General features: G+C 60.8%; 21 protein-coding genes. 12 read left to right on the top strand and 9 right to left on the bottom strand.

What is annotated here, in order from left to right:
- Positions 1 to 2: 2 nt before the first annotated feature.
- On the bottom strand, positions 3 to 2042 hold the full coding sequence (locus EX00_RS07380) for an ATP-binding protein (RefSeq protein WP_047455584.1): 2040 nt from the start codon (positions 2040 to 2042) through the stop codon (positions 3 to 5).
- Positions 2043 to 2370: 328 nt separating this feature from the next.
- Between EX00_RS07380 and EX00_RS07375 the strand changes: the two genes are divergently transcribed.
- The 3 genes from EX00_RS07375 (at position 2371) to EX00_RS07365 (ending at position 5986) form a co-directional block, all read left to right on the top strand.
- The gene (locus EX00_RS07375; RefSeq protein WP_047455582.1) at positions 2371 to 4164 is read left to right on the top strand and encodes an acetolactate synthase 3 large subunit; all 1794 of its coding nucleotides are present in this window, start codon (positions 2371 to 2373) and stop codon (positions 4162 to 4164) included.
- Positions 4165 to 4281: 117 nt separating this feature from the next.
- Entirely contained in the window at positions 4282 to 4854 is a 573-nt protein-coding gene (gene ilvN, locus EX00_RS07370) for an acetolactate synthase small subunit (RefSeq protein WP_047455580.1), read from the top strand.
- Between the two features lie 157 nt (positions 4855 to 5011).
- Positions 5012 to 5986 carry a capsular polysaccharide export protein, LipB/KpsS family gene (locus EX00_RS07365; RefSeq protein ID WP_052210711.1) on the top strand — a complete coding sequence of 325 codons (975 nt, stop codon included), beginning with the start codon at positions 5012 to 5014 and terminating at the stop codon, positions 5984 to 5986.
- Here EX00_RS07365 and EX00_RS07360 read toward each other — a convergent pair.
- Entirely contained in the window at positions 5983 to 6828 is an 846-nt protein-coding gene (locus EX00_RS07360; RefSeq protein WP_047455576.1) for an aldo/keto reductase, read from the bottom strand. The genes EX00_RS07365 and EX00_RS07360 overlap by 4 nt on opposite strands.
- A 210-nt stretch (positions 6829 to 7038) precedes the next feature.
- Between EX00_RS07360 and EX00_RS07355 the strand changes: the two genes are divergently transcribed.
- The 6 genes from EX00_RS07355 to EX00_RS07330 all read left to right on the top strand — a co-directional run bounded on the left by EX00_RS07355 (position 7039) and on the right by EX00_RS07330 (position 11431).
- Positions 7039 to 7632, top strand: coding sequence for a LysE family translocator (locus tag EX00_RS07355; RefSeq protein WP_047455574.1), 594 nt, complete (start codon positions 7039 to 7041; stop codon positions 7630 to 7632).
- Positions 7633 to 7656: 24 nt separating this feature from the next.
- Complete coding sequence (nthA, locus tag EX00_RS07350) at positions 7657 to 8301, top strand: nitrile hydratase subunit alpha (protein ID WP_047455572.1); 645 nt, start codon at positions 7657 to 7659, stop codon at positions 8299 to 8301.
- Complete coding sequence (gene nthB / locus EX00_RS07345; protein ID WP_047455570.1) at positions 8298 to 8957, top strand: nitrile hydratase subunit beta; 660 nt, start codon at positions 8298 to 8300, stop codon at positions 8955 to 8957. Before nthA ends, nthB begins: the two co-directional genes overlap by 4 nt.
- Positions 8944 to 9315 carry a nitrile hydratase accessory protein gene (locus EX00_RS07340; RefSeq protein ID WP_047455568.1) on the top strand — a complete coding sequence of 124 codons (372 nt, stop codon included), beginning with the start codon at positions 8944 to 8946 and terminating at the stop codon, positions 9313 to 9315. Before nthB ends, EX00_RS07340 begins: the two co-directional genes overlap by 14 nt.
- Before the next feature lie 49 nt (positions 9316 to 9364).
- On the top strand, positions 9365 to 10492 hold the full coding sequence (locus tag EX00_RS07335; protein ID WP_047455566.1) for an ATP-dependent DNA helicase: 1128 nt from the start codon (positions 9365 to 9367) through the stop codon (positions 10490 to 10492).
- Positions 10493 to 10678: 186 nt separating this feature from the next.
- The gene (locus EX00_RS07330) at positions 10679 to 11431 is read left to right on the top strand and encodes a pyridoxine 5'-phosphate synthase (RefSeq protein ID WP_047455564.1); all 753 of its coding nucleotides are present in this window, start codon (positions 10679 to 10681) and stop codon (positions 11429 to 11431) included.
- 248 nt (positions 11432 to 11679) lie between these two features.
- On the opposite strand, the gene EX00_RS07325 is transcribed toward EX00_RS07330, so the two are convergent.
- Positions 11680 to 12048 (bottom strand): winged helix-turn-helix transcriptional regulator, encoded by a 369-nt coding sequence (locus EX00_RS07325; protein ID WP_047455562.1) that lies wholly within the window; start codon positions 12046 to 12048, stop codon positions 11680 to 11682.
- 124 nt (positions 12049 to 12172) lie between these two features.
- On the opposite strand from EX00_RS07325, the gene EX00_RS07320 reads away from it, so the two are divergent.
- Positions 12173 to 12757 (top strand): glutathione binding-like protein, encoded by a 585-nt coding sequence (locus EX00_RS07320; protein ID WP_047455561.1) that lies wholly within the window; start codon positions 12173 to 12175, stop codon positions 12755 to 12757.
- A gap of 303 nt (positions 12758 to 13060) precedes the next feature.
- Here EX00_RS07320 and EX00_RS07315 read toward each other — a convergent pair whose 3' ends face one another.
- Complete coding sequence (locus tag EX00_RS07315; RefSeq protein ID WP_047455559.1) at positions 13061 to 13948, bottom strand: SDR family oxidoreductase; 888 nt, start codon at positions 13946 to 13948, stop codon at positions 13061 to 13063.
- A 137-nt stretch (positions 13949 to 14085) separates the two neighbouring features.
- Here EX00_RS07315 and EX00_RS07310 point away from each other — a divergent pair, with 137 nt between their 5' ends.
- Together EX00_RS07310 and EX00_RS07305 are read left to right on the top strand one after the other, a co-directional pair.
- The gene (locus EX00_RS07310) at positions 14086 to 14502 is read left to right on the top strand and encodes a winged helix-turn-helix transcriptional regulator (RefSeq protein WP_047455557.1); all 417 of its coding nucleotides are present in this window, start codon (positions 14086 to 14088) and stop codon (positions 14500 to 14502) included.
- A 10-nt stretch (positions 14503 to 14512) separates the two neighbouring features.
- Positions 14513 to 15760 carry an FAD-dependent oxidoreductase gene (locus EX00_RS07305; protein ID WP_047457572.1) on the top strand — a complete coding sequence of 416 codons (1248 nt, stop codon included), beginning with the start codon at positions 14513 to 14515 and terminating at the stop codon, positions 15758 to 15760.
- Here EX00_RS07305 and EX00_RS07300 read toward each other — a convergent pair whose 3' ends face one another.
- The 5 genes from EX00_RS07300 to EX00_RS07280 form a co-directional block, all read right to left on the bottom strand.
- Positions 15761 to 16975 (bottom strand): MFS transporter, encoded by a 1215-nt coding sequence (locus EX00_RS07300; protein ID WP_047455555.1) that lies wholly within the window; start codon positions 16973 to 16975, stop codon positions 15761 to 15763.
- A gap of 55 nt (positions 16976 to 17030) precedes the next feature.
- Positions 17031 to 17648 (bottom strand): TetR/AcrR family transcriptional regulator, encoded by a 618-nt coding sequence (locus tag EX00_RS07295; protein ID WP_047455553.1) that lies wholly within the window; start codon positions 17646 to 17648, stop codon positions 17031 to 17033.
- 102 nt (positions 17649 to 17750) lie between these two features.
- Positions 17751 to 18257, bottom strand: coding sequence for a GNAT family N-acetyltransferase (locus tag EX00_RS07290; protein ID WP_234708984.1), 507 nt, complete (start codon positions 18255 to 18257; stop codon positions 17751 to 17753).
- A gap of 89 nt (positions 18258 to 18346) precedes the next feature.
- Positions 18347 to 19276, bottom strand: a complete 930-nt coding sequence (locus EX00_RS07285) for a bifunctional helix-turn-helix transcriptional regulator/GNAT family N-acetyltransferase (RefSeq protein ID WP_047455550.1) — start codon at positions 19274 to 19276, stop codon at positions 18347 to 18349.
- Between the two features lie 74 nt (positions 19277 to 19350).
- Positions 19351 to 20070, bottom strand: a complete 720-nt coding sequence (locus EX00_RS07280) for an aspartate/glutamate racemase family protein (RefSeq protein WP_047455548.1) — start codon at positions 20068 to 20070, stop codon at positions 19351 to 19353.
- Between the last annotated feature and the right edge of the window lie 116 nt (positions 20071 to 20186).

Raw genomic sequence — 20186 nt, 5'->3', positions numbered from 1 at the left:
TATCAATCCTTATTATAAAGGCTGCTCAGCGGCTTCTTCAGGATGCTGTCGCGCAGGGACAGGCCGGCTTCGCGCCGTGGCGCCGTGGCGACGTCCCTTGCCGGGTGTGGCTGGTTGCCCGAGTTGTCCTCGCCACGATAGTCGCGACGTAGTTCGGCAAGCCGGCTATCGATCGATGTCCGGGGTGTGGTGTCGACGGTGGGTACCGGAGCGCGCGGAAGCATGTCGGGTCGATAGGGTTCTATCGGCGGCGCGACAATTCTTGTCGGCTGCGGTGTGGGTGCTGGCTGTTCGACATGATCATTGTTGAAATCCTCATCCATATCATCCGCCGTGTCGTTCAAAGCCGCGTAGCTCTGCTGGAATGCGGAGATATCGGGGCCCGCGATCGAGCGCATGCGGCTGACGACGGTGCGCAAGTCGACGGTATCGGGCGTGTCCTCGCTCGTTCTCGCAACGCTGCCATTGGCCTTGGGCAGCAGATGCTCCTCGACGCGGGAGAAGCGCATGCGCATCGGCACGGCAATCGCCTCGCCAAACGCGATGGCTTCGCCGTTGCCGATGGAGGAGAGGAAGCTGGTGGTCGAGATCGAGGAATTCGGAATGGCGGAACGGATGATGTCCTGGTCGCGGTCATTGGCCAGGCGCATGGCAAACACCGTCGAGCATTGCGACAGGATTGTCTGGTCGAGTTCGCCCGGACGCTGGGTGATGATGCCGAGCGATACGCCGTATTTACGGCCTTCCTTGGCAATGCGGGCGATCGCCTGGCGGGTCGGGAAGAAGCCGAGTGTCGGGTCGGCCGGGATATAGCGATGCGCCTCCTCGCAGACGACGAGCATGTGGATCGCGCCATCGCTCCAGAGTGTGAGTTCGAAGGCCATGCGGCAGAGGACGGAGGCGACGGAGTTGACGACTTCGGAGGGGATGCCGGCGAGCTGAAAGGTGCAGATCGGCTTGTCGTCGCCCGGAATGCGGAAGATCTGCGCGATCGTCTCCATGATCGTGTCGCTGATCGTGTTGTTGGAGAACATGAAATGGTAGCGGGGATCGTTGATTGCCGAGATGACGCGCATTTTCAGGGAGCGAAGATGCGGTTTTTCCTGGCGCCCCTCAAGCCGGCCGATGCGCTCGTCGATCAGGGCCAGCAGGTCGGCCATGCGGTAAGGTACTGGCGTATCGGCGGTCACCGAGCTTTTCTCGGACTGGCGGCGCATCAACGGCGAGTCGCTGCCGCGAAAGGCGCGCTTCGCCTCGGGAATGATGTCGCGCAACATGTCCAGTTCGTCGGCGATCGGCGGACGACCGCGAAAGATGACCTCGGCGAATTCCTCCAGCCGCATCAGCCAGAAGGGCAGGTCGAGCGTATCGGTATCGATGACGACGGAGTGCTTGGGGAAGGCGGCGGCGAATTCATTGTGAGGGTCGAGGATCAGCACGCGCAGCTTGGGATCGGAAGCGATCGCCTTGTGCAGGAGCAACGAGACTGCGGTCGACTTGCCAACGCCGGTCGAGCCGACCACGGCAAAATGCTTGGCCAGCATCGAGGGGACATGGATCGCGGCGTCGATGCTCTCATCCTGCGTCAGCTTGCCGATGACGCAACTGCTGTCCTTGCCGGCGTCATAGATACGCATGAGGTCGGCGGCGCGGATGCGGTGTGCAATCGCTCCGAGATAGGGATAGGCGGAAATGCCGCTCGAAAATTCCTCGCGGCCGCTCAATCCGACGCGGACTTCGCCCAGCAACTCCACCTCGATGCGGAAAAGATTGTCCTCACCTTCGCCCCAGCCGCTATTGCCGGTATTCATGGCGTAGACGAGGGCCGCGACGCGATTGGTGCCGACGCTGATCGAGATGAGCTTGCCGACGGACCACAGCTCGGTCAGATCGGTGCCGCCATCCTCGGCGACCGCGGCAATAGTTGCCCTGGAACCGGTGCACGCGACGACGCGGCCGAGGAAACGATTTCCCGGCTTCAGTCCGTCACGGCGATCAAGGTCTCCAGCTTTGCCGGACGTCTGCAAGTCGTTATTGAGCAAACGGATACTCCCAGCGTTAGGAAATGGAGCATAGGGATGGCGGCTTAATAAAACCCTTTCGGGCGGCTGTGCTTTTTAAAGGGAGCGGTGCGCCCCGCGATTTTTTATTGCGGAATGCGTTGACGCTTGGAAATTTTCTGTCTATCACTCCAGCCCATGAAAAACTCGACGGCTCTTATCGTGGTGGGAATGCGCATGGGCAGGATGGTGTAACCGTCCGGCGATAGCCACCCATGCGCAAGACAACAGGCTCCCCAAGGAGCCTTTTTTTATGCCCGAAATCGAGATTTCATCTTTCCAAACCTCTAGCAGATAGCGGAACAAACGTATGACCGGCACAGATAATCAGGCGAGCAGCAATCAGATGACAGGCGCGGAGATCGTGTTGCGGGCGCTCAAGGACAATGGCGTCGAACACATCTTCGGTTATCCGGGCGGCGCTGTTCTTCCGATCTATGACGAGATCTTCCAGCAGGACGATATCCAGCACATTCTCGTTCGCCACGAACAGGGCGCGGGTCATGCGGCTGAAGGCTATGCCCGTTCGACCGGCAAGGTCGGCGTCATGCTGGTTACCTCCGGTCCCGGCGCGACGAATGCGGTCACGCCATTGCAGGACGCGCTGATGGATTCGATCCCGCTGGTCTGCCTGACCGGTCAGGTTCCCACTTCGCTGATCGGCTCGGACGCATTCCAGGAATGCGACACGGTTGGCATCACGCGGCCTTGCACCAAGCACAACTGGCTGGTCAAGGACGTCAACAAGCTCGCCGCCGTCATTCACGAGGCATTCCGCATCGCCCAGTCCGGCCGTCCGGGTCCTGTTGTCGTCGACATTCCGAAAGACGTTCAGTTCGCCACCGGCACCTATACGCCGCCGGAAGCGCATGATGTCCAGAAGAGCTATCAGCCCAAGCTTCAGGGCGACCTCAACAAGATCAAGCAGGCCATCGAGCTGATGGCGAATGCGCGCCAACCGGTCATCTATTCCGGTGGCGGTGTCGTCAATTCCGGACCGGAAGCCTCGAAGCTGCTGCGCGAACTGGTCGAGCTGACCGGCTTCCCGATCACCTCGACGCTGATGGGTCTCGGCGCCTATCCGGCATCGGGCAAGAGCTGGCTCGGCATGCTCGGCATGCACGGTTCCTACGAGGCCAACATGGCGATGCATGATTGCGACGTCATGGTCTGCATCGGCGCGCGTTTCGACGACCGTATTACCGGCCGCCTGAATGCCTTTTCGCCGAATTCGAAAAAGATCCACATCGACATCGACCCGTCGTCGATCAACAAGAACGTTCACGTCGATATCGGCATTGTCGGTGATGTCGGCAATGTTCTGGAAGACATGATCCGCCTGTGGCGCGCCTTGCCGCAGAAGCCGGCTGCCGATCGTCTCGGCGACTGGTGGGCGAACATCGCCCGTTGGCGTGCGCGCAATTCCTTCGCCTACAAGCAGAGCGGCGATGTCATCATGCCGCAATATGCCATCCAGCGCCTCTACGAACTGACCAAGCATCGCGATACCTACATCACGACCGAAGTCGGCCAGCACCAGATGTGGGCGGCGCAGTTCTACGGCTTCGAGGAACCGAACCGCTGGATGACCTCGGGCGGCCTCGGCACCATGGGCTACGGCCTGCCGGCAGCTCTCGGCGTGCAGATCGCCCATCCGGAAAGCCTGGTCATCGATATCGCCGGCGATGCTTCGATCCAGATGTGCATTCAGGAAATGTCGGCGGCGATCCAGCACAATGCGCCAATCAAGATCTTCATCCTGAACAACCAGTACATGGGTATGGTGCGCCAATGGCAGCAGCTGCTGCACGGCAACCGCCTGTCAAACTCCTATACGGAAGCCATGCCCGATTTCGTCAAGCTGGCGGAGGCCTATGGCGCCGTTGGTCTGCGCTGCGAAAAGCCCGGCGATCTCGATGCGATGATCCAGGAGATGATCGACGTCGACAAGCCGGTCATTTTCGATTGCCGCGTCGCCAATCTCGCCAATTGCTTCCCGATGATCCCATCGGGCAAGGCGCATAACGAAATGCTGCTGCCGGACGAAGCCACCGACGAGGCCGTCGCCAACGCCATCGACGCCAAGGGCCGGCAACTCGTTTGACCGGATTGCCGGGACCCCGGGGAATTTCCCGTGTCCCGGTCCTTTCTACTAGCCGCTATATTGCAGACGCCGTGCTGACTTCCCGAAGATAAGAACCGAGGAAACGGAACAAGGACAATGAACGCACACCTTCAACCCACGGGCTCCGCCTACTTCATTTCGCCGGAAACGGCGGCGGCCGAGAGCCATACGCTATCGGTCCTCGTCGACAACGAGCCGGGCGTGCTTGCCCGTGTCATCGGCCTTTTCTCCGGCCGTGGCTACAACATCGAGAGCCTCACGGTTTCGGAGACCGAGCATCAGGCACATCTGTCGCGTATCACCGTCGTTACGCGCGGTACGCCGCAGGTGCTGGAGCAGATCAAGGCGCAACTCGAGCGCATCGTACCCGTTCATCGTGTCGTCGACCTGACGGTGCGCGCCCGCGAACTCGGCCAGGAACGGCCGATCGAGCGCGAAGTTGCGCTGCTGAAGGTTACCGGAAACGGTGAGGCTCGCGCCGAAACGCTGCGCCTGGCCGACGCCTTCCACGCCAAGGTGGTGGATGCCACCATCGAGCATTTCATCCTGGAAATCACCGGCAAGTCCTCGAAGATCGACCAGTTCGTGGCCATCATCAAGCCGCTGGGCCTGATCGAGGTCTGCCGCACCGGCATCGCGGCGATGAACCGCGGCCCGCAGGGGATGTGAGATACACCCGTCATTGACCGATCTCCGGGCGTCGCATAGGTTTCGCGGCGTTCGGGGCATGACAGGCCCTATCTCAGGCGGAGTAGCATAGGTGGGTTTTTCGACCGGGGATCATTTGTCGGAAGCCAGTGAAAAGAGCTGGTATCCGCCTGATGGTATGCGTCTCGGCGCCACCTTCTACGTCCGCAATGCCTTTCCCTGGCTTGGCCACTATTTTGGCGCGCAGAAGATTGCGACCACCCTGTCGCCCGGCATCGGCGGCGTGCTGTCCTGGGGTGGCCGCGTGCCGGCAAAGACGGCGGCGGCGATTTCACGGTTGCGCGGTCTGCCGCGCTGGAATCTCGAAGACGGCTTTTTGCGCTCGGTCGGATTGGGGAAGGCGGGCGCCATGCCGCTTTCCATCGTGGTTGACGATCTCGGTCTGCCGGTGGACGCGAGCCGGCCCTCGCGCCTGGAGCGGCTGATCGCCGGCGCGGACGAGGTAGGCGCGCTGGGCAAGGCCATCCGCGAGCAGATCGTCGGCAACAGGCTCTCGAAATACAATCACCTGCCGCACAGGGCGCCAGCGATCGAGTGGACGACAAAGCGTCGCATCCTGCTGGTCGATCAGGTCGTCGGTGATATCTCCGTCGGCAAGGCGCTCGGTTCGCGCGCCTCGTTCGAGCGGATGCTGGCCGACGCGTTGGCAAGCGGCGCGCAATGCCTGATCCGGACGCATCCGGATGTCATGGCCGGCCACGCAAAAGGATATCTTTCCACGGATGTCGCCGCAAAGGGCGGGTCGATATTTCTCAATGATGAAGTGTCGGTAGCGTCGATTCTTGATGTCGTGGATGAGGTCTGGACGGTCTCCAGTCAGTTCGGCTTCGATGCGTTGCTGCGGGGCATTCCGGTCCGCTGCTACGCCGCGCCTTTCTATGCCGGCTGGGGTGTCACGGAGGATCATTTTGGCGTCTTTGCGAAGGCGACGCTTGCCGGGAACAGAACGAAGCTGCGGACGGTCGACCAGATCGCGGCGGCTGCCTTTTCGCTTTATCCGACCTACCGCGATCCCGCCGATTGGCGCTTGCTTGATGTCTTCCAGGCGATCGATCTGATCGTTGCTCAGCAACGCGCCGAGGCGCGTGCTTAAAGCATTTCCAGCGGCTTCCTCCGCGATGGCGGCGGGAAGGCGGCGTCGAGGGCGGCCCAGTCTTCATCACTGATGTCGAGCGAAACTGCGTCGCGATTTTCCTCCACTCGCTGCGGGTTGGAGCTTTTGGGGATGGCGATTACGCCGTCGCGCTCCAGCAGGAAGGCGAGCGCCACCTGGGCCGGGGTCGCCTGATAGGTCTTGGCGATGTGGATCAGGTCGGGATGATGCAGCAACCGCCCCTGTTCGATCGGCGAATAAGCCATGACCGGGATGCTACGCTCCTGGCACCAGGGCAGCACGTCATATTCGACGCCGCGCCGGACGAGATTATAGAGCACCTGATTGGCGGCGACGTTGCCGCCGTTTGGAACCGCAAGTAGTTCCTCCATGTCGCCGACATCGAAATTCGACACGCCCCATGCGCCGATCTTTCCCGAAGTCTTCAGACTTTCGAAAGCGGCGACCGTTTCGACCAGCGGATGCTCGCCACGCCAATGCAGCAGATAGAGGTCGATGCGATCGGTTTTCATGCGCTTCAGGCTGCGCTCGCAAGCCTCGATCGTGCCTTTGCGGCTGGCATTATGGGGATAGACCTTGCTGACCAGGAACACCTCGTCGCGCTGCCCCTCAATGGCCTTGCCGACGATTTCCTCCGAGCCGCCTGCGGCATACATCTCGGCGGTGTCGATCAGCGTCATGCCGAGGTCGAGACCGGCCTTCAGGCTGGCAATCTCATCCTTGGCGCGGGCGGCATTTTCGCCCATATTCCATGTGCCCTGGCCAAGTGCTGGTACCGTGATGCCGGAGGGGAGGGTGACGGTGGGAATGGGATCGTACATGGCCTGTCCTCGTTGCGAGAAGGGTCAAGGATAAGTCCGTTTATCGGGATTTCAACCAAGACCATTCATGTCACTGTGACAATCGTCCTATGGCATTCGAATCCACGGCGAATTAGGGATGTGCCAGATATGCGCCGCCATGATATGGCGCATCGCAATGAATGAAATGGACACCGCTTGTCATAACGGAGCGGTGTCCAAGGAGGCTTTATGGCGCTGGATACGTTTCTGGCTCTTCTACTGTTCGCTTTTACAACCTCGATCACGCCGGGCCCGAACAATATGATGCTGTTCGCATCGGGCGTGAATTTCGGTTTCCGCCGCACGATCCCGCATATGCTCGGGATCGGTGTCGGCTTCTTCGTATTGTTGCTCGGTGTCGGGCTGGGGCTCGGTGCGCTGCTGCATACCGTGCCGCTGCTCTACACTGCCCTGAAGTTCGCTGGCGGCGCCTATCTCGTCTGGATTGCCTGGAAGATCGCCACCTCGCGCAGCATTGCAGAGAAGGAAAGTGGTGCGCAGCCGATGAGTTTCCTGAGTGCGGCCGCCTTTCAATGGGTCAATCCCAAGGCCTGGGTGATGGCGGTGACGGCGATGGCGACCTACACCAACGAGCAGCTTTATCTCGTCAGCGTGCTGCTTGTCGGTTTTGCTTTCGCAGCCGTCAACGTGCCGAGCGTCTCGACCTGGGCGGGCTTTGGCTCAGCTCTGCGCGACTGGCTTTCCGATCCGGTCCGGTTGAAATGGTTCAATATCACCATGGCGGTCCTGCTGGTGCTCAGCCTCTGGCCGATGCTAAAGTAACGGCAGACCAGACGGGAGACAGTCATGTCCAGCGGGCATTCGCATCACGACAACGACCATCATCACCATGATCACGACAATCATTATTCCGACATGCAGGCGCGCGTGAAGGCGCTGGAGACGTTGCTGACGGAAAAGGGGCTGATCGATCCCTTGGCGATCGATGCCATCGTGGAGACCTACGAGACGAAGGTCGGACCGCGCAATGGCGCGCAGGTGGTTGCCAAGGCCTGGAGCGATCCGGAGTTTACCGACTGGTTGAAGCGCGATGCGACGGCGGCGATTGCCAGCCTCGGTTTCACCGGCCGGCAGGGCGAGCATATGCGCGCGGTCTTCAATACGCCGGAGACGCATAACCTCGTCGTCTGTACGCTTTGCTCCTGCTATCCCTGGGCCGTGCTCGGCCTGCCGCCGGTCTGGTACAAGGCGCCGGCCTATCGCTCGCGCGCCGTTATCGATCCGCGCGGCGTGCTGGCCGAATTCGGGCTGACGCTGCCGCAGGGTCAGAAGATCCGCGTGTGGGATTCGACGGCGGAACTGCGTTATCTGGTCATTCCCGAACGTCCCGATGGCACCGAGGGTATGGGCGAGACGGCGCTTGCCGATCTTGTCAGCCGCGATGCCATGATCGGCACGGCGATCGCCAAGGCACCGGAGGCGGCGATATGAACGGGCCGCACGATCTCGGCGGGCAGATGGGTTTCGGAGCGGTCGCGCCCGAACCGAATGAGCCCTATTTCCATGCCGAATGGGAAAAGCGCGCGCTCGGCATCACGCTGTCCTGCGGCGCTTTCGGCGCCTGGACCATCGATGAAAGCCGGCATGCGCGCGAAAGCATTCCGCCCGCAGAATACCTTGCCGCCAGCTATTATGAAATCTGGATGCGTGGCATCGAGATGCTTCTGGAACGGCACGGCTTTGCAACGGGTGAGGAATTGCAGGCCGGCCATTCGTCGCAGCAAGGTGCTGTGCCGAAGCGTGTGCTGAAGGCCGATATGGTTGCCGGCGTTCTCGCCAAGGGCGGGCCTTGCGACAGGCCGGTCGAGACAGCGGCGCTTTTTGCAGTCGGCGATCGCGTGCGGACGAAGAATTTCAATCCAACGGGACATACCCGCCTGCCGCGCTATGCTCGTGCGAAGGCCGGAGTGGTGGAGGCCGTGCAGGGCTCCTTCGTCTTTCCCGATGACAATGCTCATGGCAAGGGTGAGAATCCGCAATGGGTCTACACCGTCGTCTTCGATGCTCCGGAAATCTGGGGCGAGGGCGCCGATCCTTCGCTCACCATCTCCATCGATGCCTGGGAGAGCTATCTTGAGCGCGTGTGAGACAGTGTCACCCTTGGCACAATCGCCGCAACTGCCGAAATCCGCCGATGGCGAACCGGTCTTTCCGGAGCCCTGGGCGGCGGAGGCTTTCGCAATGACCGTGCATCTGCATGCGAAGGGGCTGTTCAGTTGGGGCGAGTGGGCGGAGCGGCTTTCGGCAGAGCTGCACAGGCCTGACCGGGCGGAAGACGGCAGCGACTATTTCGACTGCTGGGTGTCGGCACTGTCCGGCCTGCTGGTCAGCCACGGCGTTGCCGATGCCGGCGTGCTCCTCGATCTGCAGAAAAGCTGGCAGCGCGCGGCGGAGGCAACACCGCATGGCAAGCCGATCCTCTTGGAAAACGATCCGCAGCGCTGAACGGCTTTTACCGCTTGCGTCCTTGGGCCGAATCCTGCCAAGTCGAGCGATGCAATTCGCGCCGCAACAAGATGAAGCGCTCAAGGCCGTTGCCAAATGGCTGAAAGAGGGGCGCTCGCCGCTGTTCCGTCTGTTCGGCTATGCCGGCACGGGCAAGACGACGCTTGCGCGGCATTTTGCCGAGCATGTCGATGGCGACGTGCTGTTTGCCGCCTTCACCGGCAAGGCGGCGCAGGTGTTGCGCTCGCGCGGCGCCAGCAATGCCAGGACCATCCATTCGTTGATCTATCGCCCGCGCGGCGAGGAGGCCGTCGAGGATGAAGAGACCGGCAAGACCTCGATCGCGCCGATGTTCACCATCAACCGGCAGAGCCCGGTCGCCAAGGCGGCGCTGATCATTGTCGACGAATGTTCGATGGTGGATGAGGCGCTCGGCAAGGATCTGATGAGCTTCGGCACGCCGATCCTCGTGCTCGGCGATCCCGGTCAGCTGCCGCCGATTTCGGGCGGCGGCTTCTTCACCAACGAAGAGCCGGATTATCTGCTGACGGATATTCACCGCCAGGCCCGCGACAATCCGATCATCCAGCTCGCCATGCATGTGCGTGAGGGCAAGGAGATCATGCACGGCGACTACGGCGCGGCAAAGGTGATTTCGAAGAATGAGGTCACGCAGCCCTTGGTGATGGACGCGGATCAGGTGCTGGTCGGCACCAACCGCACCCGCAAGCGCTACAATCAGCGTCTGCGCGAACTCAAGGGCTTTGCGACCGAATATCCGCAATCCGGCGACAAGCTGGTCTGCCTGCGCAACGATCCCGCCAAGGGCCTGCTCAACGGCTCGCTCTGGCAGGTGATGACCTCTTCCAAGGAAACGACGAAGCCTGGTATCAACCTGCTGATCCGGCCGGAAGACGATGACATGGATCGGGGTGCTGCGAAGATCAAGCTCTTGAAGCAGGCCTTCGAGGAAGTCGACGGCGAAATCCCCTGGTCGACGCGCAAGCGTTACGATGAGTTCGATTACGGCTATGCGCTGACCGTGCACAAGGCGCAGGGCTCGCAGTGGAACAATGTCGTGCTGTTCGACGAAAGCTGGGCGTTCCGCGACACGCGCGAGCGCTGGCTCTATACGGCGATCACGCGCGCCGCCGAGACGCTGACGATCGTCCGCTAGGGCTGCTTTTCTCTTTCGCAACGTTGATGATGGCGCTCTTTGCATCCCGCGAGGTTGAGCGACATTGTCTCGAGCAAAAGATCATCAATCTTTTGCATGGATCGATGTTCGAATCTCGTTGGTCTTGCGGCCCGCAATGGCATAAAACGACGCCATCATCCTCTTTGAAAATCATGGATTTCGATCATGCCTGCCAAGCTTTCCGTGAACCTCAACGCCATCGCAATGCTGCGCAATCGGCGAGATCTGCCCTGGCCGAGTGTTACGGGGCTCGGACGAATTGCGCTGGCCGCCGGTGCCAGCGGTTTGACTGTGCATCCACGGCCGGATCAGAGGCATATCCGCTTCTCCGATCTGCCCGAGATCCGGGCGCTGATCGACGACGAGTTTCCGGAAGCCGAGTTCAATATCGAGGGCTACCCGTCCGACGAATTCTTCGATCTCTGCGCTTCCGTCGAACCTGAGCAGGTGACATTGGTGCCGGACGATCCGTCGCAGGCGACCTCGGATCACGGCTGGGATTTCCGCAAGAACCACAATCTGCTGGCCGATGTTGTCGCCAAATACAAGACGATTGGCTGCCGCGTTTCGCTGTTTGCGGATGGTGACGGCGATGCCGAAGCGGTGAAGATTGCCAAGCATGTCGGCGCCGATCGCATCGAGCTTTACACTGGCCCCTATGGCGGCTGCTATGATGCGCCGGAGCGGGCGGCTGTCATCCTTGAGGCACTGGGCAAGACGGCCGATGCCGCGTTTGCTAGCGGTCTTGCCATCAATGCCGGCCATGATCTGACGGTTGCGAATTTGCCAGCGCTGCTGAAGCGCATTCCGGCGCTCGCCGAAGCTTCCATCGGTCATGGGCTGACGGCCGATGCGCTGGAATACGGCATGGCCGAGACAGTGCGCCGGTTTTGCCGGGTCTGCGGGCAGGCGGTTTAATCAATGGGAGCTGAGGCTGGTCAGGCGCGTACGCCGTTGCCGCGCGTCTGCCCCTGGTCCCAGCTATCTCTCCACAACACGGAGAGAAGGAACGGTGAAGTAAACCGGTTAGGTGTTGTGTAGCCAAATGCCACCAACGTCGGTTCTCGCCCAATCAACTCATTTGTAAAGGCTTCTATCAGCCCGTTGCGGACTTTCTATTCAGGTCCGATTGTTGAACGGCTGCCAGCCATTGGATTGCGGATCCATCAAAGCTGACGAGCGTCGTAATGAAGGCGGTTGTCTTCGATCTGTCGTTGATGGGCTGCCGCCCAATCGGCGAGATGCCGCGCGGTTTCCGACAGGGAATGTCCGAGCGGCGTTAGCGCGTATTCGACCTGCGGCGGCGTGCTGTGGCGAACGGCGCGTTCGACCATGCCGTCGCGTTCCAGTGTCTTAAGCGTCCTCGTCAGCATTTGTTGCGAAATGCCGCCCACATGCCGCTTGATTGCGTTGAAACGCTGCGAACCCGCGCGGAGTGCAACGACCACCTGGATCGTCCATTTGTCGCCGACACGGTTGAGAATCTCGCTCACACCCTTGCAGTCGGCTCCTGCGGGCTTGACGGTCACATCCATCTGACCAGCTCCTAAAAATATGCTTTTGACGGTTACTTCTTGGTCCCATAAATGGCTGTGGTCAACATTGTAGACCTTGTCTTCGATCCGGAAATGTCGAGATGGGCCACCCACGGAGACCACCATGAACCTCTTCTATTATCCCGCGGCCTGCAGTTTGGCCGATCACATAGCACTTATCGAAACCGGGCTTCCCTACAAGCTCCTCAGCATCGATCGCGAAAAGAAGACTGAAGATGGCCGGGATTTTCTGTCGATCAATCCGAAGGGCTGTATCCCGACCCTCGAAATGAATGATGGAACGATCCTCACGGAGAACCAGGTCATCCTGGCCTATATTGCGGACCAGAGCGGCAAGCTCCTGCCCAACGATAGCATTCTCAGGTGGCGGACCTTCGAGGCGCTCGCCTTCATGTCCTCCGAAATCCATGGAAGCTACAATCCATTTTTCAGGGATTTCCCCGAGCCGGAGAAGGAGCGCGCCCGCGAGAAGCTCAAGAAGGCCTTCGCCATCCTTGCCCATCTGATGGCAGAAAAACCATTCCTGGTGAGCAACGAGATGACGATCGCTGATTGCTGTCTTTTCTGGGTCCTGATGGTTGCGCCGAAAAGCGGCGTTGAACTACCGGAAAATCTGCGGAACTGTCTGGATCGCATGAAGACGATGCCTTCCGTGATCCAGGCGCTCGCAGAGGAGGGATTGAGCTGACCGGCGACAAGTCAGAGCTAGCCGAGCATTCCCAGTGCCGGGCGTACCGTGCTGCGGTGCGTTTCACTGGGAAGGCCGCGAGCAAGCGAATGGCCGAAAATGGCGCAAGACGGCCATCGCGACGCTGCGAAACGGCTGATGGTATTTGTTGTATAATACCGCACCGGTTCGCCGACGTGACGCGGTTAGAATTTGCGTATAAAGCGTGAAAATTCCCTCTCCCCGCAATGCTGGGAGAGGGTCGGGACGAGGGAACAAGCACAAGTTTGCGATAGTGGCGCAGATGCCTGACCATCCGAAAACTCAGCCCAAAAGCGCAGCCTTATGCTCTTCGAAAAAGGCGCGCACCGTTTGCGGCTCTTTGCCGGTCAGCTTGTTGAAGTCATTGGTGAGGATGTCGAATTTGCCGGCGCGGGCGTTGGCGTCGGCGGAGACGAGCATGTCGACCACGAATTTCGGCAGGCCGGCACCGGTCAGGCCAGCGGCGAATTGTTCGTCGTTCGCCTGCACGACCTCAAGCGGACGGCCGGTGACCTTGCTGACGACGGAGGCCACATCTTCGATCGTCAACGACGTGGAGCCGGTCAGGGTATAGGTCGCGCTTTCCGTCGTGTCGGAGGCAAGTGCTGCGGCAATGGCGAGCGCGCAATCTTCGCGGCTGATGTTGCTGGTACGGCCGCCGCCGGTCGCGGTGTACCACTTGCCGGCTTCGAGGCTATGCGGCAGACCCATCAGGAAATTGTCGAAATACCAGGCGTCGCGCAGGATGGTGTAGCCGATGCCGCTCGCCTTGATGGCGTTTTCGGTGCCGAGATGATCAGGCGCGAAGCTGACGAGCGAACCGTCCGGGGCGGGCATGGACGTATAGAGGATATGCTTGACGCCGGCCTTTTTCGCAGCTTCGACGGCAGCCGTCTGTTGCTTCAGGCGCAGACCGGGAACTGCGAGTTCGTCCGTGCTGATGATCAGCAGGCGATCGACACCGGCGAAGGCGGCGGGAAGAGTGGCAGCATCGTCGAAATCGGCTTTGCGGGTGACGACGCCCTTGGCGGCGAGATCGGCGAGCTTCTCGGGGCTGCGGGTGGCGGCGATGATGCCGCCGGGAGCAACCTTGTAGGTCTCCAGCAAGTGATGAATGACGCGCTGGCCGAGCTGGCCGGCGGCGCCGGTAACGAGGAGGGTGCTGCTCATGTCTTTATCCTTGTTTGACCGCCACGGACTCGCAGAGGTTTGTCGCTCTCAAAAAGAGACTAACACTAGAATAGGAATTGACTTCGGCCTGTAAAGGAGGCAGTTTTTCAGCTGTAGGTTACGTTAAGGGAACCAGCATGAGCGCCAGCACCGTCGTCAATCTTCGCAGCATAGAGGCACCGCTGCGTGCCGTCGATATCAGCAAACTCGATTTCACCAATTGCCCAGTGCGGGATCTGATTTCGCAGATCGGCGGCAAGTGGTCGATCCTGTTGCTCGAGGCACTGGCACAGCGGGCCTATCGTTTTGGCGAACTGCGCCGGATGGTGCCCGATATTTCCCAGCGCATGCTGACCCAGACGCTGCGCGACCTGCAGCGGGACGGCTATGTCGGTCGCGAGGTTTTCCCGACCAAGCCGCCGAGCGTCGAATACCGCATGACCGATCTTGGCCGCTCGCTCTACGTACCGCTGGCGCCGCTTTTGAACTGGGCCGAGGCCAATCATGAGGCGGTGCGCGCCGCGCGTGTCCATTTCGATCAATCGCAGGACTGAGCGCGACACCGTGAAATCTCTGAAAATTGCCACTGTCGGCGCCGGACCTGCCGGGCTTGCCGCTGCTCTGTTTCTCTCGCGTGCGGGCCATGCGATTGAGATCATCGAACGTTTCGATAATCCCGCGCCTGTCGGATCCGCGCTGATGCTTCAGCCGACCGGGCTGACCGTGCTGGAATCGCTCGGCCTTGGCCCCGCCATTCACGCGGCCGGCAATCGTATAGACCGGTTGTTCGGCACCGAGACGAAGCGTGGTCGTACCGTTCTCGATGTGCGCTATGACGCGCTGGCCGGTGGGCGCTATGGGCTTGCGGTTCATCGTGCCGCACTGTTCGATACACTTTACAATGAGGTCTCCACCCGGAGACATTTCGTGTTCACCGGGCGGCGGGTGGTTTCGTTGTTGGAGGAGGGCGATCAGACCTATCTCGCGGTTGAGGGCGGCGAGCGGCTGGGACCCTATGATCTTGTCATTGATGCCAGCGGCGCGCGTTCCGAACTGGTCACGGCTTCGCCGGTTGCGCCGTGTACGCGCAACCTCACCTATGGAGCGTTCTGGGCGACGCTGGATTGTCCGGACGGATTGGTGGATGAGAGGGCGCTGACGCAGCGCTACGATCAGGCGAAGGTGATGATCGGCGTGCTGCCGATCGGGCGGCGGCAACCGGATGTGCCGAAGCAGGCGGCGTTGTTCTGGAGCCTCAAGGTCGCGGATGTCGACGAGGTGCGTCTGCAGGGGCTTGATCGCTGGAAGGCGGCAATCCGCAGCTATTGGCCGGAATGTCAGCCCTTGCTCGACCAGATCAGCGATTGGGAGCAGTTGACGCTGGCGCGATACGCCCACCGGACCATGGCAACGCCCTATAGCGGCCGCACGGTCTTTGTCGGCGACGCCGCACATTCGACCAGCCCGCAGCTCGGGCAGGGTGCCAATATGGCGCTGCTGGATGTAGCCGCTCTTGCGCACGCATTGGCGAGCAATGAGGACATTGGCGCAGCACTTGCCGCCTACGCGCAGGCGCGGCGGTTGCATGTGCGGTTGTTCCAGCTGCTGTCGTTGGCGTTTACGCCATTCTACCAGTCGGATTCGGCAGCCCTTGCCTGGGTCCGCGACCGGTTGGTCGCGACCATCGCCACGATACCGCCGGGGCCGCAGATACTGGCGTCGATCGTCTCCGGCACCTTGATTGACCCCTTCGTGGCGGCCGGCCTCAGCGAATGCGATTGGCTGCGGAACGCCGTCCCGCAGCCATCCTGATCATTTTCCCCGTTCGGTCAGGAAGATAAGCAACGCCACGACCGGGAAAGCGACGCCGATCCACGAGGTAAGGTTCCAGCCACCTGTGGCATAGGCCCAGCCGCCGAGCGCCGAGCCGATCGCGCCGCCCGTGAAGAATGTCGCCATATAGAGACCGTTCAGGCGGCTGCGGTGTTCGGCGCTCAGCGCATAGATGGCGCGCTGGCCGACCACGAGATTGGTCTGCACACCGAAATCGAGCATGATGCCGGAGAGTGTCAGCGTGATGAGCGCCAGCAGCGAGCCGCTGCCGGAGGCATGGCCGATGAGGAAGGCGACGATGGCGAGCACCATGGCGGAGCCGGTGGCGAACTTCGTCAGGCCACGATCGGCGAGACGACCGGCGATCGGCGATGCGACCGCGCCTGCCGCTCCCGCCAGTGCGAAGAGGGCGATGCCGTTCTGTGTCAGGCCGAAGGTTGGGCTGGCCAGCAGCAATGGCGTCGTCGTCCAGAACAGGCTGAAGGCGCCGAACATGCAGGCCTGATAAAGCGCGCGGCGTTGCAGTATCGGCTCATGCAGGGCGAGATGGCCCATGGAGGACAGCAGTTGCCCGTAATGCAGCTTGGTGTGCGGACGGCGGGTCGGCAGGACGATGCGCAGGATGATGGCAAGCACGATCATGACACCGGCGGAGATAATGTAGACGGCATGCCAGGAGAGCAGCTCCGACAGGAAGCTCGCAGCCGGCCGGGCGAGCATGATACCACAGAGAAGGCCGCTCATGACATTGCCGACAACAGCGCCACGGCTGGCATCCGGCGCCATATGGGCGGCGAAAGGCACCAGCACCTGCACCGCGACCGAAGCGAGGCCAATACAGAGCGAGGCGAGCAGGAAGAGCGACGGCGACCATGCGAAGGCGGCGCCGACGAGTGCCACGGCCGCAAGCGCAACCAGCGTCAGCACCAGCCGGCGGTTTTCCAGGAGATCGCCGAGCGGCACGATCAGCAGCAGGCCGAGGCCATAACCGATCTGCGTCAGCGTGACGATCAGGCCGGTTGCCGCCGGCGTGAAGCCGAGTGCCTGGCTGATCGGGCCGGCCAGCGGTTGTCCGTAATAGAGATTGGCGGCCACCAGCCCACAGGCGGCGGCGAACATGAAGGTCATCAATGGCGAAATGGTCTTTTCGGGGAGCGGAGTGCTCTCCCGCGTGGCAGCGGCGGTTGCGGGCATGTCTTGATCCTTGATGCGGGCAAGGGGAGCGGGCTCCCCGAAAGTTCGATGAAAATCAGTCCAGTAATTTCATGGCTGCTGCGGCGACGGCGAGCATCTGCTCGTGTCCTCGGCCAGTTTTTCCGATCACGCGCATGCCTTTCGTGAGGCAGAGCAGCGTGCAGGCCGTGCTTTCGGCATCGACGTGCCTGGGTATGGAGCCATCCGCCTGTCCGAGGCGGATGAGATCCAGGATGCGGCGCTCATCGAACTCGAAAGCCGCGCCGACGCGGCCGGCGACTTCCTCGTCGAAAAGCGCGAGTTCGGTGGCGCTTCCAACGACGAGGCAGCCCCTTCGACCGATCTCGCCACAGGATGCCTCGGCAAAAAATCTCACCAATGCATGCAGCTTGTCGTGACCGCTTCCGGCGCGGCCCAGGCACTCGTCGATCAATTGCTGCCGTACATGGCGATAGCGGCCAAAGGCGGCGAGGAATATGCCGCGCTTGTCTCCGAATGCCTTGTAGACGCTGCCGGCGGTCAGCCCCATGGCCTCGGTCAGTTCGCTGATCGAGGCGGCATAATAGCCGCGCTCGGAAAAGACACGCAACGCCTCGTCAAGCGCTGCGTCCATATCGAATTCGCGCGGGCGGCCGCGCAGCTTCGGCGAAATGTCCAGTGAGTCCGTTGTCATGCAGCTTCTTTAGGAAATGATCGTTTCCAAATCAAGCGGAATTTTGCGTCGCAACAAAATCGTGACAAGTCTCGCCGGAGCTTTCGCTGATTTACAGCAGGTCTATTCGTAGAGGAGCGCCATATTGATGGCGTCGATATAGCGCCCTTCGATGCAGGCGGATTTGCGCGCGATGCCCTCCCGGACAAAGCCGACCCTCTCATAAAGGGCGATGGCGCGGGCATTGTCGGCATGCACGCTGAGCTCCACGCGCACAAAGCCCGCGCCGCGCGCCGCCTGCAAGGTCGCTTCTATTAGCCGCTGGCCCAGGCCCTTGCCGCGATAGGACGGAATGACCCCCATGCCGAGTTTGCCGCCATGGGCGTGCGAAGGGAAGAAATGGCGGCTGATGTCGCACCAGCCGACCACCGTTTCTCTATCCAGGGCGACGAATTGCGGATTGCCGTCCCGGATCATGCCGAGCACGAAGGTGCGTGTTTCCTCCAGAGGGAATGCTTCCAGCATGGACAGATATTTTCGCTCACGCGCAACGGTATCGAGTGCCTTATGAAAGCCCTCGATATGCTCGTTGGCTATCGGCAGTATCCGGATCTCGGTCGTACTGGTCATGGATGGCGATATCCCCATGCAAATCAAGGCTATATCGACATTATTGATCGATCTGGCGGCTGTCTATATTCACGACCGCCGATGACAGATCACAAGTCCAGCACCCAGGTCTGGCCGTTCAATTCCGGGCCGAACATCCGATGCTTCTCCTCGGAAACAAGCCGGAAACCAGTCTTGATATAGATGGCCCGGGCGGCGTCGAGGATGTCGTTGGTCCAGAGTGAGAGTTGCCGGTAACTGGCGTCGCGCGAGAAGCGTATGCATTCGTCGACCAACAATTTGCCGAGGCCGAGACCGCGCGCCGCCTTGTCGATGTAAAGCAGCCGGAGCTTTGCGATACCGTCGCCACCGTCGGTAATCATGACAGAACCGACATTCTGGCCGCCGCGCTCGGCGATCCAGCATCGTTCCTTATCGGGATTGAACCTGGATAGGAATTCGCCTCCGACTTTCGCGACCAATCCTTCAAAACGGTCATCCCAGCCGAACTCCTCCGTGTAGAAGCGGGCCTGACTTTGCACGATCCAGCCTATGTCGCCCGCACGATGGGTTCTGAGGACGAGGGGTGGTGGTGTATTCCGATCCGATCCGAGCGTTGTCTGGATCGTCCGCATCGCCTCGACGACGCGCTCGGGTTCGCCGACGGCAAGCGTGTCGAAATGCCCGGCGAGCTGGGCGCGGGAACGGCGGACAAATTCGAGAAACTGCGCCTGTCCCTTGTCGGTGACAGTGATGATCTGGCTGCGCAGATCACCAGGATCAGGCTTGGCCTCGATCAAGCCGTCTTCGCGGAAGCGCTTCAGAATGCGGCTGAGATAGGCGGGATCGAGATGCAGATCGCGGGTGAGCGCCGAGGCGGCGATACCGCCATGGGAGCCGATCTCGAACAGCACGCGGGCGTCGGTCAACGTGTAAGAGCTGTCGAGATAGGCTTTGTTCAGAACACCGAGGAAATTCGTGTAAAAACGATTGAAGTCGCGGACCGCGTCGATGATCGCGAATTCCGGAGTAACAGACATGGACATCGTCTCCCTGCAATAGAGGAAACGATGTCCATTATTTGGTGGACTCAGTCAAGTAGATTCCGGTTGGTTCACGCAGCCTGGCTGGAGCGTGTCTTTTCCGCGTCGAGAGCAAAATCGACAGCGGTTTGCGCGTGGATCGTGGTGGAATCAAAGCCCGGCAGAGCGAGCCCGTTCGGATCGAGGATCAGGCAGATCTCGGTGCAGCCGAGGATGACGCTATCGGCGCCCGCGGCCTTGGCGCGTTCGATGATCTCGATCAGCGTCTTGCGCGACTCGTCCTTGACGATGCCGGCGCAGAGTTCGCTGAAGATGATATCATGCGTGACGGTGCGGTCATCGGCGCTCGGCACCATGACGGAGATACCATTGCGCGCCATGCGATCGGCGTAGAAGCCATGCTCCATCGTATAGCGGGTGGCCAGCAACAGCGGCTTGACGCGGCCGGCAGCTTTCAGCGCTGTGGCTGTCTCGTCGATGATGTTGATCAGCGGCACGGAGATGCGCGCGGCAACTTCAGGGGCGATCAGATGCATGGTGTTGGTGCAGATCAGCATGCATTCGGCGCCGGCGGCCTGCAAGCGATGGGCAACATCGCCGAGACGGGCGGCGGCAGCATCCCAGCGACCGGCCTTCTGCAGCGAAACGATCTCTTCGAAATTGACGGAGTACATCAATACCTCGGCCGAGGCGAGGCCGCCCAGCTTGGCGCGAACCATCTCGTTGATGAGACGATAATAGACCGCGGAGCTTTCGAAACTCATGCCGCCGATCAGGCCAATGGTGCGCATAGTGCTGCTCTCCGTTATTATTTTGAATGACGGAATAGTGCGGCATGTCAGCCGCCTTATGTTTGCAATCTTTGTCGCGAGTCCATTTTCTTCTGCGGTTTTTTGCGCCATTATGT

The organism is Martinezella rhizogenes (assembly GCF_000799715.1).
Classification (GTDB): Bacteria; Pseudomonadota; Alphaproteobacteria; order Rhizobiales; family Rhizobiaceae; genus Rhizobium; species Rhizobium rhizogenes_C.
Note: the sequence above shows the minus strand (reverse complement) of the source record. Positions and strands in the feature narration are given on the sequence as shown.

Coding starts and splice junctions, on each gene's coding strand:
- EX00_RS07375 (WP_047455582.1), top strand. CDS start 2,371: ATGACCGGCACAGATAATCAGGCGAGCAGCAATCAGATGACAGGCGCG.
- ilvN (WP_047455580.1), top strand. CDS start 4,282: ATGAACGCACACCTTCAACCCACGGGCTCCGCCTACTTCATTTCGCCG.
- EX00_RS07365 (WP_052210711.1), top strand. CDS start 5,012: ATGCGTCTCGGCGCCACCTTCTACGTCCGCAATGCCTTTCCCTGGCTT.
- EX00_RS07360 (WP_047455576.1), bottom strand. CDS start 6,828: ATGTACGATCCCATTCCCACCGTCACCCTCCCCTCCGGCATCACGGTA.
- EX00_RS07355 (WP_047455574.1), top strand. CDS start 7,039: ATGGCGCTGGATACGTTTCTGGCTCTTCTACTGTTCGCTTTTACAACC.
- nthA (WP_047455572.1), top strand. CDS start 7,657: ATGTCCAGCGGGCATTCGCATCACGACAACGACCATCATCACCATGAT.
- nthB (WP_047455570.1), top strand. CDS start 8,298: ATGAACGGGCCGCACGATCTCGGCGGGCAGATGGGTTTCGGAGCGGTC.
- EX00_RS07335 (WP_047455566.1), top strand. CDS start 9,365: ATGCAATTCGCGCCGCAACAAGATGAAGCGCTCAAGGCCGTTGCCAAA.
- EX00_RS07330 (WP_047455564.1), top strand. CDS start 10,679: ATGCCTGCCAAGCTTTCCGTGAACCTCAACGCCATCGCAATGCTGCGC.
- EX00_RS07325 (WP_047455562.1), bottom strand. CDS start 12,048: ATGGATGTGACCGTCAAGCCCGCAGGAGCCGACTGCAAGGGTGTGAGC.
- EX00_RS07320 (WP_047455561.1), top strand. CDS start 12,173: ATGAACCTCTTCTATTATCCCGCGGCCTGCAGTTTGGCCGATCACATA.
- EX00_RS07315 (WP_047455559.1), bottom strand. CDS start 13,948: ATGAGCAGCACCCTCCTCGTTACCGGCGCCGCCGGCCAGCTCGGCCAG.
- EX00_RS07310 (WP_047455557.1), top strand. CDS start 14,086: ATGAGCGCCAGCACCGTCGTCAATCTTCGCAGCATAGAGGCACCGCTG.
- EX00_RS07300 (WP_047455555.1), bottom strand. CDS start 16,975: ATGCCCGCAACCGCCGCTGCCACGCGGGAGAGCACTCCGCTCCCCGAA.
- EX00_RS07295 (WP_047455553.1), bottom strand. CDS start 17,648: ATGACAACGGACTCACTGGACATTTCGCCGAAGCTGCGCGGCCGCCCG.
- EX00_RS07290 (WP_234708984.1), bottom strand. CDS start 18,257: ATGACCAGTACGACCGAGATCCGGATACTGCCGATAGCCAACGAGCAT.
- EX00_RS07285 (WP_047455550.1), bottom strand. CDS start 19,276: ATGTCTGTTACTCCGGAATTCGCGATCATCGACGCGGTCCGCGACTTC.
- EX00_RS07280 (WP_047455548.1), bottom strand. CDS start 20,070: ATGCGCACCATTGGCCTGATCGGCGGCATGAGTTTCGAAAGCTCCGCG.